Annotated in this window: 15 protein-coding genes and 1 pseudogene; 13 read left to right on the top strand and 3 right to left on the bottom strand. The window is 62.8% G+C overall.

Annotated features, from left to right (window positions below):
• Positions 1-257 precede the first annotated feature (257 nt).
• Positions 258-560 (top strand): DUF982 domain-containing protein, encoded by a 303-nt coding sequence (locus tag ACO07C_RS04735; protein WP_421913072.1) that lies wholly within the window; start codon positions 258-260, stop codon positions 558-560.
• 137 nt (positions 561-697) lie between these two features.
• On the opposite strand, the gene ACO07C_RS04730 is transcribed toward ACO07C_RS04735, so the two are convergent.
• Complete coding sequence (locus ACO07C_RS04730; protein WP_421913071.1) at positions 698-1,636, bottom strand: LysR family transcriptional regulator; 939 nt, start codon at positions 1,634-1,636, stop codon at positions 698-700.
• Positions 1,637-1,875: 239 nt separating this feature from the next.
• On the opposite strand from ACO07C_RS04730, the gene ACO07C_RS04725 reads away from it, so the two are divergent.
• From ACO07C_RS04725 to ACO07C_RS04695, 7 genes are read left to right on the top strand one after another with little or no spacing between them, the layout of a single operon-like run.
• Positions 1,876-3,390, top strand: coding sequence for a leucyl aminopeptidase (locus tag ACO07C_RS04725; RefSeq protein ID WP_421913070.1), 1,515 nt, complete (start codon positions 1,876-1,878; stop codon positions 3,388-3,390).
• Between the two features lie 54 nt (positions 3,391-3,444).
• The gene (locus tag ACO07C_RS04720) at positions 3,445-4,350 is read left to right on the top strand and encodes a proline iminopeptidase-family hydrolase (protein WP_421913069.1); all 906 of its coding nucleotides are present in this window, start codon (positions 3,445-3,447) and stop codon (positions 4,348-4,350) included.
• A 16-nt stretch (positions 4,351-4,366) separates the two neighbouring features.
• On the top strand, positions 4,367-6,028 hold the full coding sequence (locus ACO07C_RS04715; protein WP_421913068.1) for an ABC transporter substrate-binding protein: 1,662 nt from the start codon (positions 4,367-4,369) through the stop codon (positions 6,026-6,028).
• Positions 6,029-6,049: 21 nt separating this feature from the next.
• Positions 6,050-7,072 carry an ABC transporter permease gene (locus ACO07C_RS04710; protein WP_421913067.1) on the top strand — a complete coding sequence of 341 codons (1,023 nt, stop codon included), beginning with the start codon at positions 6,050-6,052 and terminating at the stop codon, positions 7,070-7,072.
• A complete protein-coding gene (locus ACO07C_RS04705) occupies positions 7,072-8,043 on the top strand; it encodes an ABC transporter permease (protein ID WP_421913066.1) in 972 nt (323 codons plus the stop codon). The genes ACO07C_RS04710 and ACO07C_RS04705 overlap by 1 nt, the downstream gene beginning before the upstream one ends.
• Positions 8,040-8,999, top strand: a complete 960-nt coding sequence (locus ACO07C_RS04700) for an ABC transporter ATP-binding protein (protein ID WP_421913065.1) — start codon at positions 8,040-8,042, stop codon at positions 8,997-8,999. The genes ACO07C_RS04705 and ACO07C_RS04700 overlap by 4 nt, the downstream gene beginning before the upstream one ends.
• Positions 9,000-9,007: 8 nt before the next feature.
• Positions 9,008-9,994, top strand: a complete 987-nt coding sequence (locus ACO07C_RS04695) for an ABC transporter ATP-binding protein (protein ID WP_421913064.1) — start codon at positions 9,008-9,010, stop codon at positions 9,992-9,994.
• Here ACO07C_RS04695 and ACO07C_RS04690 read toward each other — a convergent pair.
• Positions 9,991-10,215: pseudogene (locus ACO07C_RS04690) on the bottom strand (integrase core domain-containing protein); the annotation flags it as partial. The gene ACO07C_RS04695 and the pseudogene ACO07C_RS04690 overlap by 4 nt on opposite strands.
• Between ACO07C_RS04690 and ACO07C_RS04685 the strand changes: the two are divergent.
• The gene (locus ACO07C_RS04685; protein WP_421913063.1) at positions 10,111-10,449 is read left to right on the top strand and encodes a hypothetical protein; all 339 of its coding nucleotides are present in this window, start codon (positions 10,111-10,113) and stop codon (positions 10,447-10,449) included. The pseudogene ACO07C_RS04690 and the gene ACO07C_RS04685 overlap by 105 nt on opposite strands.
• A 176-nt stretch (positions 10,450-10,625) precedes the next feature.
• On the opposite strand, the gene ACO07C_RS04680 is transcribed toward ACO07C_RS04685, so the two are convergent.
• Complete coding sequence (locus tag ACO07C_RS04680; protein WP_421917439.1) at positions 10,626-11,285, bottom strand: GntR family transcriptional regulator; 660 nt, start codon at positions 11,283-11,285, stop codon at positions 10,626-10,628.
• A gap of 336 nt (positions 11,286-11,621) precedes the next feature.
• Here ACO07C_RS04680 and ACO07C_RS04675 point away from each other — a divergent pair, with 336 nt between their 5' ends.
• Genes ACO07C_RS04675 through ACO07C_RS04660 form a run of 4 tightly spaced genes read left to right on the top strand, consistent with a single transcriptional unit; the run spans position 11,622 to position 15,535 of the window.
• Positions 11,622-12,749 (top strand): BMP family ABC transporter substrate-binding protein, encoded by a 1,128-nt coding sequence (locus tag ACO07C_RS04675; protein WP_421913062.1) that lies wholly within the window; start codon positions 11,622-11,624, stop codon positions 12,747-12,749.
• 19 nt (positions 12,750-12,768) lie between these two features.
• On the top strand, positions 12,769-13,893 hold the full coding sequence (locus tag ACO07C_RS04670) for an ABC transporter permease (protein WP_421913061.1): 1,125 nt from the start codon (positions 12,769-12,771) through the stop codon (positions 13,891-13,893).
• Complete coding sequence (locus tag ACO07C_RS04665) at positions 13,893-14,819, top strand: ABC transporter permease (protein ID WP_258581780.1); 927 nt, start codon at positions 13,893-13,895, stop codon at positions 14,817-14,819. Before ACO07C_RS04670 ends, ACO07C_RS04665 begins: the two co-directional genes overlap by 1 nt.
• A gap of 14 nt (positions 14,820-14,833) precedes the next feature.
• Positions 14,834-15,535 carry a cysteine hydrolase family protein gene (locus ACO07C_RS04660; protein ID WP_421913060.1) on the top strand — a complete coding sequence of 234 codons (702 nt, stop codon included), beginning with the start codon at positions 14,834-14,836 and terminating at the stop codon, positions 15,533-15,535.
• Positions 15,536-15,551 lie beyond the last annotated feature (16 nt).

The following is a 15,551-nucleotide window of genomic DNA, read 5'->3' as shown; positions in this document are numbered from 1 at the left end:
TTGGTCGCGCAGGTTAGGCCTGACGCCGGGGAAGCGGCAACGGAGTGATTTGCCGGCTTTGACCTAAAAGATATTCAATGAGAATCGCTGTTATCGGCTGCCCCCGTTGCGGGGCGCTGATTCTCCATTTCCAATGGTTCGCGCTATTTCCGCGACCGTCCGTATTTTTTTAGACAGCCGCAACTTTTTCAGGAACCAACTGGCCTGTTGTGAGTTTGTTAACGTTCGATCGTAATGCGATCGACCGGGAGGAAATCATGGATCGCTTGCATTTCTTTACGCCGGTGCGGATCACGCGCGGGCAAGGGCATCCCTTGGAAGAAGTCGATGGCGTAGCAGAAGCAATGGTATTTCTGCGGAAATGGCCGATTGGACGACGTGGGCCGGTGTATCAGTGTGCGCTCAATTGCTGTTCCGCGGCTTTGTCAGGCCAGATGTCGCCCGAGGAAGCGAGGAAGGCTTTCACGGGTTTTGCCCGGATCACCCGCTTGCTGGACGATGAGTCGGCAATGCCGATGAGCAGCGAAGGCGTGGGGCACGTGTACGCCCTGAGGCGTTAGCCTGATCTCGAGTGCAATTCAACGTCCGCGCCCGTGGTGGGCGGACTGACCGCTATCCGCGGGCCACGTCGGCGTTAGCGTTTTTAATCCAAAGCGGCTCCGGCGATCCTCTTCTTTTGCCGGAACTGGCGTTCCGCCTAAGCGATGGCCATCACCCGCTTGTGGTCTGCGACTTCTGAGAGCAGCCAATCCTGAAACAAGCCGGTGCCCGGCTTGTTTCCGATGCTGCGACGCTGATGCAGGTAGATGCCGGCCGGATAGGTATGGCGAGCGCTGAACGGCGCTACAAGTTTGCCTTGGTCGAGAAGATCCTGGGCCATCATCGTGTCGGCAAGCGCGATGCCGGCGCCATTGATCGCCTCGCGCATGATGAGCGTGCAATCATCCAGTGTTGTGCTGGACTTGGGCGTCGTGTCCGAAACTCCCTCCTGCTCCAGCCAGCGCCTCCATCTCATGCTCTCACATTCATGGATGAGGTGGTGATGGACCAGATCGGCGGGCGATCGCAGCGGCACCGGCCCCTCTAGCAGCGAGGGCGCGCAGACCGGCGTCAGAACCAGCGGGATCAGCAGCGTCAAGGCTGGGCCGGCCTTGTAGACGAACTCGTCGACGATGGCCAAGTCGAAGTTGGCGCGCTTGCCCGATGTCGAGATCTCCAGATCGACGGACGGGTGCAGTCGCCGAAAATTCGGCAACCGGTCCGCCAGCCAGAGGTTCAGAACAGCCGGGACGCACAAGACCCTCACACGTTGGGCTCTGCTGTGGCGGGGGCCATCGGAGAGGCTGACATCATCGGTCGCACGCCAGATAGCCTCGAACGCCTCCGAGAGGCTGCGCGCATAGTAGGAGCCTCTGGTAGTCGGCGTTATCTGGCGAAAGCCACGCTCGAACAGATCCTGGCCGAGATTCCTTTCAAGCGCGCGGATATGGCGGCTGATAGCCGATGGAGTCAGATGCAGCTCTTCCGCTGCATCCTTGATACTGCCGAGACGTGCCGCGGCTTCGAAAGCGCGCATCCCATTGAGTGAAGGTAAGGCCATTGGACGATCATGAATTGTCAGTTGAGTTTTTGTCAATCGATATGGACAAAATTGGCGTTTGAACGCGTGCTCAGTCGAGGATACCGAAAAGGCAAGAGCAACTAAGTCGTCAAAAGAAAACGACTATTTGGGGATTCCGGCATCATTTCACCGGCGGCGGAGATCGGCTTGACCGGTTCCGCCGGTGGCGGGCGGAGCTTGGCCGCGTGACAGCAAAACGTGCCACCAGCCGCCGTTTCAGACGGTTTCACCACAACAGGAGAGAACAGCCGCTTATGCCTCAATCGCCAGTGCCGGTCTTCGAAGCGGCTGACGAGATTTCCGCGGAAGCCTCGGTCGTCGTGATCCTGCAAACTGCCCAAGACGGCTTTGGCCCTCGGGCAGCGGCACTGGACGCCGAAATGGGCGGAATTCTGTCGCGGGCGTGCTCCGAGCCAGCCGCCCTGGCCGAATCCGGCGCCTGCATCGATCTGATCGCCCCGAAGGCGGTGTCAGCCAGGCGCGTGATCGTTCTTGCCTTGGGCAAAGCTGAAGCCGTAACCGCCCTTTCCTTGGCGCGCGCCGGCGGTTTGCTGGCCGCACATCTGGAGAGCAAAGGGGAATGTTCGGCCACTGTCGTGCTTGACCCCATCGCCGGTGTTGACCTCCCCGGCGCGGAAGTCCTGGCGCGCGTGGCACTTGGAATGCGGCTGCGACGCTATCGGTTCGACATGCGCAACCAGCGGCAGGGCGCGGGAGCGGACCGCACCCTGCGGGTGCAATTGGTTGGAGCAGGCAGCGCGGATGTGTCCGCGACGTTGGTCCGCATCAATGCCATCGCCGATGGCGTCGAGTATGCGCGCACGTTGATCAACCTGCCGCCGAACCATCTTCACCCCGACAATTTCCACGATCATCTGGAGCCGCTGCGCGAAGCCGGCATCGACGTCGAAATGCTGGACGCAGCGCAACTGAAAGAACTCGGCATGAATGCGCTGCTCGCCGTGGGTTCGGGCTCGGCGCGACCGCCAAGGGTCGCCATCTTGCACTATCGCGGCAAGGGTGCGCCGGCCCAGCCGCTCGCTTTCGTCGGCAAGGGCGTCTGTTTTGATTCCGGTGGCCTGTGCATCAAGGGCGGCGCTCAGATGTTCGACATGAAGGCCGACATGGGCGGCGCGGCCGCGGTCGTTGGCCTGATGATAGCGCTTGCCCGACAGGGCAGCCCGATCCATGCCGTCGGCGTGCTCGGCATCGCCGAGAACATGCCGTCCGGCAACGCGCTCAAGCCGCGCGACATCATCACGACGGCCTCGGGACAGACCGTGGAAGTGTTCGATACGGATGCGGAAGGTCGCCTGCTTCTGGCCGACTGCCTCCATTACACAGCCACGCGCTTCAATCCTTCGGTGATCGTCGACCTGGCTACGCTGACCTATTCGGTGACACGCGGACTCGGATCGATATTCGCCGGCCTTTTCAGTACCGACGATGCCATTGCATCGCAGATGATCGCGGCCGGAGAAGCGGTCGGCGAGCGGTTCTGGCGGCTGCCGCTCGACCGGGCCTACGATGAAGGGCTGCAATCGCCATTCGCCGACCTCCGGCATCATGCCAAGGATATGGAAGATGGCGACGCTCCCTATGCCGCGGCCTTCCTGCGCCATTTCACGCAAGACCGCCCCTGGGTGCATCTCGACATCGCCAGCAAGGAACTGACAGACACCGACCGGCCGCTGGCCAGGCAAGGCGCAACGGCATTCGGCGTGCAGATGCTGGAAGAATGGGTGCAGGCCAGCCGCAGGGTGAACTAAGCGGCTTGCCTCTAGGACAACGACGAGATGCCTTCAAACGCGCAGGGAATTGGGATGTCGACCGAGATTATCGCCAGGGAAGGGCGCGCGGCCTTCGACAGCTACGAAACGTGGTATCGGATCAGCGGCGAACTCGATTCCGGCAAAGCCCCGGTGGTAATCCTGCATGGCGGTCCGGGCGTCGCCCACAACTATGTCGATGCCTATAAGCTTCTTGCGCTGAGAGATCGCGCTGTCATCCACTACGACCAGTTGGGGTGCGGCAATTCCACATTGTTGCCCGAAAAGGGCGCTGACTTCTGGACACCCCGGCTTTTCATCGAAGAGCTTGAAAACCTCGTCGACCATCTCGGCATCCGCGCGGGCTTCCATGTCCTCGGCCAGAGCTGGGGCGGCATGCTGGGCGCCGAATATGCGGTAACGCGGCCAAGAGGTCTGAAGTCGCTGACCATCGCCAACTCACCGGCTTCCATGAAGCTCTGGGTCGAAGAGGCCAACCGGTTGCGCGCTGACCTGCCAAAAGATGTGCAGGAAACGCTGAGCCGTCATGAACAGGCCGGCACGACGGACGATGCGGCTTACCAGCAGGCAACGATGGTGTTCTACGAGCGGCATGTTTGCCGGGTCGTGCCGTTCCCGCCCGAAGTGACCGAGAGTTTCGCCCAGGTTGCCCGCAATCCGACTGTCTACAATGTGATGAACGGGCCCAACGAATTCCACGTCATCGGCACGCTGAAGACCTGGAGCATCATCGACCGCCTGCCTGCCATCGATGTTCCCACACTGATCATCTCCGGACGCCACGACGAGGCCACGCCCGCGACCGTGCAGCCCTACAAGGACGGCATCAGGGGATCGCGCTGGGAGATATTCGAGCATTCCAGCCACATGCCGCATGTCGAAGAGCAGGATGCGTGCATGCGGGTGGTGGGAGACTTCCTGGACCGCAACGACAACTGAGAAAAGGGGATCAAGCATGAAGAAACTGTTCTTGGCGGCGTCGGCCGCCGCATTGCTGGCCGGCACATGGCTGGCTCCGGCGCAGGCCGAATATCTCAAGGAACACCGCGGCGGCACCATTCGCCTGCTGGCCCGCTCTGCCGCCGGAACGCTTGATCCGCATATCAACTACACCGACCAGGGTTGGCAATTGTACCAGCCGGTCTATGACGGCCTGGTTGCCTTCCGCAAAGCCGAGGGCATGGACGGCTTCACCATCGTCCCCGATCTCGCCGAGGCGTTGCCGAAGGTCAGCAATGACGGCAAGACCTTCACCTTCAAGCTGCGCAAAGGCATCAAGTTCTCAAACGGCCAGGACCTCGGCGTGAAGGACGTCGTTGCCTCCTTCCAGCGCATCTTCAAGGTTTCCGGCCCGACCTCCGGCACCTTCTACGCCGGCATCGTCGGTGCCGACAAATGCCTGGCCGACACCAAGAGCTGCACGCTTGAAGGCGGCGTTGTCGGTGACGAGGCGGCCGGCACGGTCACCATCAACATCACCAAGCCGGATGCCGAGATCCTCTACAAGCTTGCCTTGCCGCATGCCGTGGTCCTGCCGGCGGACACGGCCGCGGAGGACATGGGGTCGACGCCCATTCCCAGCACCGGCCCCTACATGATCTCCACTTTCGATCCCAACAAGGGCATGACGGTCTCGCGCAACCCGAATTTCAAGCAATGGAGCGAGGAAGCCCAGCCGGACGGCTATCCGGATGTCGTCCAATATGATTTCGGCCTGTCCGAGGAGGCTGCCGTCACGGCGATCCAGAACGGCGAGGCAGACTGGATGTTCGACGCGCTGCCCAGCGACCGCCTGGGTGAACTTGGCAGCAAGTTCATGGACCAGCTGCACATCTCGCCGCTTTCGGCGTGGTGGTACGCACCGCTGAACACCCGTCTAGCTCCGTTCGACAACGAAAAGGCCCGCCAGGCTGTTGCCTATGCCATCGACCGCAACACGCTGGTAAAGCTGTTTGGCGGCAAGGTGCTGGCCTCCCCGGTCTGCCAGGTCCTGCCTCCGGACTTCCCTGGTCATGAGGACTACTGCCCCTACACCAAGAACCCCGGTGCCAAGTGGTCGGCGCCTGATCTGGAAAAGGCAAAACAGCTCGTCGAGGAGTCGGGCACCAAGGGCCAGAAGGTGACCATCATTGTCGAGGACACCGCCGTATCGCGGTCTATCGGCGTCTATCTGCAGAGCGTTCTAACCAGCATTGGCTATGCCGCGGACGTAAAGCCGATCTCCGCCAACATCCAGTTCACCTACATCCAGAACTCCAACAACAAGGTGCAGATGTCCGTTACCCAGTGGTACAAGGACTATCCCGCCGCATCGGACTTCCTGAATATTCTGTTCAGCTGCGCATCCTACCGCGAGGGCTCGGACGCTTCGATCAACATAGCCGGCTTCTGCGACAAGGAGATCGACGCCAAGATGCAGAAGGCGTTGGACCTTGGCGTGACCGATCAGAAGGCAGCCGACAAGATCTGGGCTGAAATTGACAGGCAGGTCACGGACAAGGCGCCGGCTGTCGGCCTCTTCACGCCGAAGCGGCTCGACTTCGTCAGCAAGCGCCTGGGCAATTTCAAGTTCAACCGGCAGTTCAACTGGATGATCACCCAGTCCTGGGTGCAGTAAGGAACCGGGGAGGGCACGCCCGTGTCGAACGAAGCTGTTGCCATTGCCGTCCCACGCAGGACGCGGGGGCCTTGGGCCGTCGCGTTTGCGAGGTTGGCGAGGAACAGGGCCGCCATGGCGTCCCTGGGTGTGTTCCTCCTCATTGCCGTTGCCTGTCTCAGCGCGCCTCTCTATGCGCATTGGGCGGGCGTGGACCCATTCGCCTCGACACTCGACGCCGTCATACAGATCGACGGCGCCGATGTTCCGGTGATGGAACAGTCGACGGAAGGGCTTGGTCTGGGCTACACGCCGCTCGGCCCGACCTGGCGGCTTGGCAACTACTTCCTCGGCGCCGACAGTCAGGGCCGCGATGTCATGGCAAGGATGCTCTATGGCGGGCTCAGTTCACTGCTGATCTCCGCGGCGGCCACCATTTTCACCTTGCTCATCGGCACGGCGGCGGGACTTATCGCCGGCTACTTCGGCGGCATTACCGATACGGTTCTGTCGCGCCTGCTGGATGTGCTGTGGGCATTTCCGATCTACCTATTGGCGATTTCGCTTTCCATTGTCACCATCGCGCAGGGCATCGCGATCGGACCCATCGAGATCGAGTCAGGCAGTCTTTGGCTGCCGGTCATCATCATCGGCATCGTTTATGTGCCCTATGTGGCGCGTCCGATACGCGGGCAGGTCCTGTCACTGCGCAACAGCGAGTTCGTTCTGGCCGCGATCAACCTGGGTGTACCGGGATCGCGGATCCTGTGGCGCGATATCCTGCCCAACATCACCACCACGCTTATCGTCTTCGTGCCGCTGATGATGGCGCTGAACATGCTGACGGAATCGGCGCTCTCCTTCCTCTCGATCGGCGTCCAACCGCCGGCGGCGAGCTGGGGCACAATCATCCAGGACGGGCAGGCACTGCTTTACACACGGCCACTTGTGGCCTTGGCGCCCGGGCTGGCGATCGCCATCTCCGTCATGGCGCTCAATGTCTTTGGCGACGGCCTGCGCGATGCGCTCGACCCACGCTCCAAGGTCCGGCTGGGGCGCGACTGATGATTTACGCAATCCTGCGCCGTTTCGGTCAGATGCTGTTCGTGATGTTCGGCATCTCGGTCATCGTCTTCCTGATCTTCTTCGCGACGCCGGGCGCCGATCCAGCGGCGCGCATCGCCGGCCGCAACGCATCGCCCGAGGTGCTGGAAGCCGTGCGTCACAGCTTCGGCTTCGACCGGCCCCTCTACGTCCAATATGTGAAGATGATGGAGAAGATCTTCGTCACCGGCGATCTGACCTCCTTCGTGAATCGCGGCTGGAAGGTGGTGCCGGCGGTGCTGGATTCGATTCCGGTCACGCTTTCTCTGGTGTTCGGGGCGGCGATCCTCTGGGTGGTGGTGTCCATCATCATCGGCATTGTCGCCGCCGCCACCCGCGACAGCTGGCTGGATCGGCTTCTGATGGCGCTGGGATTGCTTGGCATTTCCATGCCGGTCTACTGGCTGGGCGAAGTGATGAACCTGATCACCCAGAGCCGCTATCACGACAGCTGGGCGTTCTCCTGGGTGCCGCCGCTCGGCTACAAGAATTTCTCGGACGATCCCAAGGGCTGGTTCCTGACCCTGGTCATTCCGTGGATCACGCTGGCCATTCTCTATATCGGCATCTACGGGCGCGTCCTGCGCGCGGCGATCATCGAATCCCTACAGGAGGACTATATCCGCACGGCCCGCGCCAAGGGCCTGTCGGAGACCCGCATCCTGCTGCGCCATGCGCTGCGCACGTCGCTCATTGCCTTCATCACGCTGTTCGGCCTGGATTTTGGCGCGCTGGTGGGTGGTTCCGCCCTGCTGACGGAGGTTGTGTTCGGGCTGCACGGCATCGGCAAGCTCACCTATGACGCGCTGCAGAACCTCGATCTGCCGATGATCATGGCGACTGTGATGTACGCTTCCATGTTCGTGGTCATCGCCAACGCTGTCGTCGATTTCATCTATATCCTTCTCGATCCGCGCCTGAGGACATCATGATACTGTCGGTGCGCGATCTCAGAGTGTCCTTCCGCACTGACGATGGCCTTGTGCGCGCCATCGATGGCGTTTCCTTCGACCTCGAAGAGGGCGAGATCCTTGGCGTCGTCGGCGAATCCGGCTCCGGCAAGACCGTCTCGCTGCTGGCGGTGATGGGCCTTATCACCGATCCCAACGCCGTCATCGAAGGCTCGATCCGCTACAAGGACCGCGAGCTGGTGGGATTGCCCGCGCGCGAGCTCCGGCGCCTTCGCGGCAACGAGATCGCGATGATCTTCCAGGACCCGATGACAGCGCTGACGCCGGTCTACACGATTGGCTGGCAGATCGCCGAACAGATCCGCGCGCATCGCAACATCAGCAAATCCAAGGCGATGGAGCGCGTCGAAGAATTGCTGGCGGAGGTGAATTTCCCCAACCCGCACGAGGCGATGTCGCGCTACCCGCACCAGCTTTCCGGGGGTATGCGCCAGCGGGCGGTGATTGCCATGGCGCTGTCGTGCAATCCGACCCTGCTGGTGGCGGACGAGCCGACCACCGCGCTCGATGTCACGGTGCAGGCCGGCATTCTCGACCTCGTGCGCAAGCTGCGCGCGACCTACAATTCGGCGGTGATCTTCATCACGCATGACATGGGCGTGGTCTCCGAACTCGCCGACCGGGTGATGGTCATGTATGCGGGCCGTGTGGTGGAGCGCGGCAGCCGCACGGAACTGTTTTCAGATCCGCGACACCCCTATACGCGGGCGCTGCTTGGCTCGATCCCGCCGCTGACCGGCGAAAAACCGCGCCGCCTGCCGGCCATTCCCGGTTCGCCGCCGTCGCTGTTGCGATTGCCGCAAGGCTGCGCCTTCGGCCCGCGTTGCCCTGTTCGTTACGAGCCCTGTGCGACCGGCAAGCCCGACCTTGGCGCCGGCACGCACGCCGCGGCGTGTTTCCGTGTGGCACAGGCATGAGCGGACCGATGATCGACAAAGACCAGCCAATCCTCGAAACGCGTTCGCTCGGCAAGCGCTTCTCGATCGGCTCGCGGTTTTCCGCGGAGGGCAAGCGAACGGTACATGCGGTCGACGATGTTTCGCTGTCAGTAAAGCGCGGCGAGACGGTCGGCCTGGTCGGCGAATCCGGATGTGGCAAGTCGACCCTGGCGCGCTGCCTGGTGAGGCTCTACGACATCACCGACGGTGAACTCCTCTTCGAAGGCCACGACATAACCTCGAAGTCGCTCTCCGAACTCAGGCCGCTCCGGCGGCGTCTGCAGATGGTGTTCCAGGATCCGTCGGCCTCGCTCAATCCTCGCCGGCGCGTCGGCGACCTAGTGGCCGAGCCGCTTCGCATCCATGGCAAGCTGTCGTCGCGCGAGATCACGAGTCGGGTCGCGGAGCTTTTCGACCTCGTCGGGCTGCTGCCGGACCATGTCATGCGCTATCCGCACGAATTCTCCGGCGGGCAGCGCCAGCGTGTCGGCATCGCGCGGGCCATCGCGCTCAATCCTGATCTGGTCGTGCTGGATGAGCCCGTCTCGGCGCTCGACGTGTCGGTACAGGCGCAGATCGTCAACCTGCTTGCCGACCTCCAGGAGAAGCTGAACCTCACCTACATCTTCATCGCCCACGACCTGTCGGTGGTGCGCCAGGTCTCGACCCGCATCGCCGTCATGTATCTCGGCTCGATTGTGGAGGAAGGTCCTGCGGAAGAGGTGTTTGCAACGCCCGCCCACCCCTACAGCCAAGCGTTGATCTCGGCGGTTCCCATTGTGGAGACAACACCCAGCGGGACGCGCAAGCGCATCATCCTGACCGGCGACGTGCCGAGCCCGCTCAAGCCGCCAGCCGGCTGCCGTTTCCATCCGAGATGCCCGATCGCGGCGGATCGATGCCGCACCGAGCGTCCTGAGGTGAGAGAGTATCGACCCGGTCGCAAAGTGGCCTGTCATTTTCCGACGGTCTAGATGTCAAGCCTCAACAGGTTGTCCACGGTTTGAGCGAGGCAGCTGATCGGCGGCTTTGAACCGAGGCTGCCATGTGGCCTATGCCAATTGTACATGTGGGTCCAGATCGGAAGTTCTTGGGCTCGCCGATCCGAGGTCTCATAGGCGCGTGCGTAAGCCCATTCCCTCAGAGCGGTCTGAATGAAGCGTTCGGCCTTTCCGTTGGTCTTTGGCGTGTATGGACATCACCGGCGATCGCTATCGGCGGCCTCGTGCACATGGACCGGGCCGAGGATTTCGTGCTGAAAAAGCCTTGGCATGAGGCGTATTCGCGCAAATCACTGGCCCTCCACAGCGGCGGCATGAATGGCAAGGCCACGCTAGCGACGAAGGAGATGGGCGAGGACATCCTCAATCGCCTCCTGCCGGTGCTGGTCGACAAGCTGAGGGCCATCGTCGCCGAGAAATGTGCATAGACGCGTGCGGCCGAGCGCTATCAGCGCGAGCGCGTAACAGATCGCTTCGGCAACCGCAGTTCGGCCGGGCACAAGGAGGGCGGTGCTCCTCACACGCCGCCCATCCCTATATTCAGGCTCTGGTTACCCGCCGCCTTGGTGATGGGCTCTTTTCAGGGAGGTTGACAATCTCTTTGTCAGCTGGCGATGAATGGCATCGCTGGGCTTGCATCCTTCGGCTGTTCGCCGAGGGCAAAGACAGCGCTCGCCTCGCTGACGATCGAGACATGGTCCTTTGCAGCTGCTCCAGCGGTTGCGCCGTCGCCGCGCAAGATCGCGGTGACGATGGCGTCATGCTCCTGCCAGGATTTGGCCAGGCGGCCGGCAAGCCTGAACTGCGCGCGACGGAAGGGGGCGAGGCGACTGCGCGTGGTCGCGGTCAACTCGTAAATGTGGGTGCTATGGGCGCCGCGATAGAGCCTGCTGTGGAACTCGGTGTTGAAGTATTCATAGTCTTCCTCGGCGCCCAGTCGCACCAGCCGGGCCGAGTCCTGATGCTCGACCTCAAGCGCGCGGCGCTCGCCGCCGGTCATGCGCTCAGCGCAGAAGCGGGCGCAAATTCCTTCCAGTTCGGCCATGCTCTCGAACATCGAGGCGAGATGCTCCTGGGTCACCACGGCGACGATCGCGCCCCGGTTGGGTCGTCTTTCGACAAGGCCCATGGCGCTGAGCTGGCCGAGCGCCTCGCGCACCGGCGTGCGTGACACCTCGAAGCGAGCGGCGAGCGAAGCTTCGTCGAGCTTTTCGCCGGGGCGCAGCACGCCGGTGACGATGCGGTCGCCGATCGCCCGCACCATCTGATCGGCGGTCGTTCCCGACCGGATCAAGCCGCGCTTTGCCGACACGTCTTCCTCCAGTCGCTGTTCGCATTCCAAGGGTGAACCGGGCGGACAAAGGTCCGCGCTCGACTCGGGCTCCCACCCTCTATGCCTGTATTTTAATCTGCATGTCAAACTGGCTGTTTTCAAGGCAAAAAGTGCATGCAAATGCACGTGACTTGTGCAGTGCGAAAACATTCTGTGATTGATTTCATTGGAGAAATCAGGATTTCAGAGTTGGCACGGTGATTGCATACACTTTCTTATCGAGGCGTTAACCGGCTTCCTGAGGGGCCCTATAAGAGGAGCATCAACATGACTGATCGTTTCATGCTTAGCCGCCGCCAGTTGCTCAAGACCACCGCCGCCGGGGCGGCGCTCGGCCTTGCTTCGGCGTCGTTTCCCGTCTCCCGAGCCTTTGCCGCCACGGCCACCGTCGGCTTCATCTATGTCGGGCCGAAGGATGACTACGGCTACAACCAGGCGCATGCCGAGGGCGCGGCGACGCTGAAGGGCATCGAGGGGATCACCGTCGTCGAGGAGGAGAACGTGCCGGAGACGGTCGACGTCCAGAAGACGATGGAATCGATGATCAATCTCGACGGCGCCTCGCTGATCTTCCCGACCTCGTTCGGCTATTTCGACCCCCACATGCTGGCCATGTGCAAGAAATTCCCTGACGTGCAGTTCCGCCATTGCGGCGGCATGTGGGACAAGACCAAGCACCCGATGAACGCCGGTTCCTATTTTGGCTATATCGGCATGGGCCAGTATCTGAATGGCGTCGTTGCCGGCCACACTTCGAAGACCAAGAAACTGGGCTTCGTCGCGGCCAAGCCCATCCCGCAGGTGCTGCTCAACATCAACTCCTTCCTGCTCGGCGCGCGCTCGGTCGATCCAGCCATCACCTGCCAGGTCATCTTCACCGGCGAATGGTCGCTGGCGGTCAAGGAGGCGGAAGCAACCAACGCGCTGGTCGATCAGGGCGTCGATGTCATCACCTGCCATGTCGACAGCCCGAAAGTGGTGGTCGAGACGGCTGCCGGGCGCGGGGCTTTCGTCTGCGGCTACCATGCCAACCAGAGTCCGTTGGCGCCGGAAAAATATCTCACCGGCGCCGAGTGGAACTGGGCAAAGGTCTACAAGATGTTCGTCGACGACCTGATGGCCGGCACGCCGCTGCCGAATTTCACGCGTGGCGGCCTGGCCGATGGCTTTGTCAAGATGAGCCCGCTCGGTCCCGCTGTCGGCGACCCGGCGCGCAAGCAGTTCGACGCCACGCTGGCCGAGATGATGAAGGGCGGCTTCGCCGTCATCAAAGGCCCGCTGAAGAGCAACAAGGGGGTCGTCGTGGCCACCGCGGGCCAGGCTTTCCCGGAGACCGCGATCGAACTCGAGAGCATGGACTACCTGGTCGACGGGGTCGTCGGCTCTACCGCCTGATCTTGAGGAGAGCGCGGCGATGGTGGACACGGTGACAAGCGCCGGCATGCCGGCACTGTTCGGCGCCAGGGGGTATCCCCCGGCGCTGGAATGGATCGCGCGCAGGGCGGAAGCCTTCGTCATTCCGCTGGCGGCGCTGATCGTCGGCATGGCGCTGTTCAGCCTGTTCATAGCGCTGGTCGGCAAGTCGCCGATCCTGCTTTTCGAGACCATGTGGCGGGGCGGCTTCGGCTCTTGGTTCTCGGTGCAGAACTCGCTGTCGCGGGCCACGCCCTTGCTGCTGGCGGCACTCTGCGTGGCGCTGCCGGCGCGGCTCGGTCTCGTCGTCATCGGCGGCGAGGGCGCGATCGTTCTGGGCGGCGTCGGCGCCGCGGCGATCGGCGTGGCGCTGAGCGGCGCGCCATCCTTTATCGTCATTCTTGCCATGGGCGTGGCGGGCATGGCCGCCGGCGGCGTCTGGATCGGCGTCGTCGGCGCGCTGCGCCACTACCGGGCTGTCAATGAAACCATCTCCAGCTTGCTGATGGCCTACATCGCCATCGCGCTGATGAACCAACTGGTGGAAGGGCCGCTGCGCGACCCGGCCTCGCTCAACAAACCGTCGACGCAGCCGCTGGCGGAAATATACCGCATCGGCAACATTCCAGGCATGGACGTGCATTGGGGGCTGGTCGTCGGCGTCGTCGCCTGCATTTTCTCCTGGGTGCTCATCGAAAAGACCCGCTGGGGTTTTGCCGCGCGTATCGCGGGCGGCAATGTGCGGGCGGCCCAGGTCCAGGGGCTTGCGGTCGGGCAGTTGATCGTCGGCTTCACGGCGCTCGCCGGCGGCTTCGCCGGGCTTGCCGGCATGCTGGAAGTCGCCGCCGTGCAAGGCAGCGCCAACGCTTCGCTCGCCGCCGGTTACGGTTACACCGGCATTCTTGTCGCCTTCCTTGCCCGCCACAACCCGCTGGCCATCATCCCGGTCGCCATCCTGCTCGGGGGCATCGACGCCTCGGGCGGACTGATCCAGCGCCGCATGGACCTGCCTGACGCCACCGTGCTGGTGCTGCAGGGGATGATCTTCATCGTCATCCTGTTCAGCGAAACCTTCTACGGCCGCTTCAAGGCCTTCAATCCCGATCTCTGGAAGAGGGCCTCCTGATGGACGCGACCGAGATCGGCCTCTGGGGCGTGCCGCTGGCCATACTGGGCGGGGCCATCCGTGTCTCGACGCCGTTCATCTTCGTCTCGCTGGGCGAGGCGATCACCGAGCGTTCCGGGCGCATCAATCTAGGGCTCGAAGGCACGTTGGTCTTCGGCGCCATGACCGCCTATGCGGTGGCGGTGATGACCAACTCGCCTTGGCTCGGCCTGCTGGCCGCGGCCTTCGCCGGCCTGTGCTTTGGCCTGTTCCATGGCTGGATCTGCAAATTCCCGAAAGTCAACGACATCGCCATCGGCATCGCGCTGATGCTGTTCGGCTCCGGGCTCGCCTTCTTCTTCGGCAAGCCGTTCATCAAGCCCAAGGCGCCCAATTTGCCGGCCATTCCCTTCGGCGGCTGGTCGGACATTCCGCAGGTTCAGGCGGCGCTCGACGTCAACGTGCTGTTTCTCATCGGGGCCGTGCTTTCGGTCATCCTGTGGTGGGCGTTCCGCAACACCCGCGCCGGCCTCATCGTGCGCGTCGTCGGCGACAGTTCGGACGCGGCGCGCGCCATGGGGCTCAATCCTGATACGGTGCGGCTGCTGGCCACCGGCGTCGGCGGCGCGCTGGCCGGCATCGGCGGCGCCTATCTGTCGCTCTATTATCCCGGCAGCTGGACCGAGCGTATCTCGTCGGGCCAGGGCCTGATGGCGGTGGCGCTGGTCATCTTCGCGCGCTGGAACCCGCTGGGCTGCTTTGCCGCCGCGCTGCTGTTCGGCGGGGCAGGGGCGCTCGGTCCGGCGCTGCAATCGGTTGGCGTCACGCAGGGCTACTACCTGTTCTACGCCGCCCCCTACATCCTCACCCTCATCATCATGATTGCTACCTCGTCGCCGACGCGCTCGCTAGCGGGCGCGCCGGGCGAACTGTCCATCACCAAATGACTGGAGTTTTGCCCATGAACGCCAGAGCCGAAATCACCCAGCACACGATCGACGCCGAGCCTTATCCTTGGCCCTACAATGGCGATCTGCGGCCCACCAACACGGCGCTGATCATCATCGACATGCAGACCGATTTCTGCGGGCCGGGCGGCTATGTCGACCATATGGGCTATGATCTGTCGCTGGTGCGCGCGCCGATCGAGCCGATCAAGTCGGTGCTGTCAGCCATGCGGGCCAAGGGCTACACCATCATCCACACGCGCGAGGGGCATCGTCCCGATCTCGCCGACCTGCCGGCCAACAAGCGCTGGCGCTCGCGCCGCATCAATGCCGGCATCGGCGATGCCGGTCCGTGCGGGCGCATCCTGGTGCGCGGCGAGCCAGGCTGGGACATCATCCCCGACCTCTATCCGATCGAGGGCGAGCCGATCATCGACAAGCCGGGCAAAGGCTCATTCTGCGCCACCGACCTGGAGCTGATCCTGAACCAGCGCGGCATCCAGAACATCGTGCTCACCGGCATCACCACGGATGTCTGCGTGCACACCACCATGCGCGAGGCCAACGACCGCGGCTACGAGTGCATCATGCTGGAGGATTGCTGCGGGGCGACCGATTACGGAAATCATCTGGCGGCGATCAAGATGATCAAGATGCAGGGCGGCGTTTTCGGCACGGTATCGAATTCGAAGGCGCTCGTCGCGCAACTGCCATGAGGTGTGTCACGAGGGG

Source organism: Mesorhizobium sp., assembly GCF_965229135.1.
Taxonomy (GTDB): Bacteria; Pseudomonadota; Alphaproteobacteria; order Rhizobiales; family Rhizobiaceae; genus Mesorhizobium.
The sequence above is the reverse complement of the archived record's forward strand: the minus strand, read 5'-3'. Positions and strand labels throughout refer to the sequence as shown.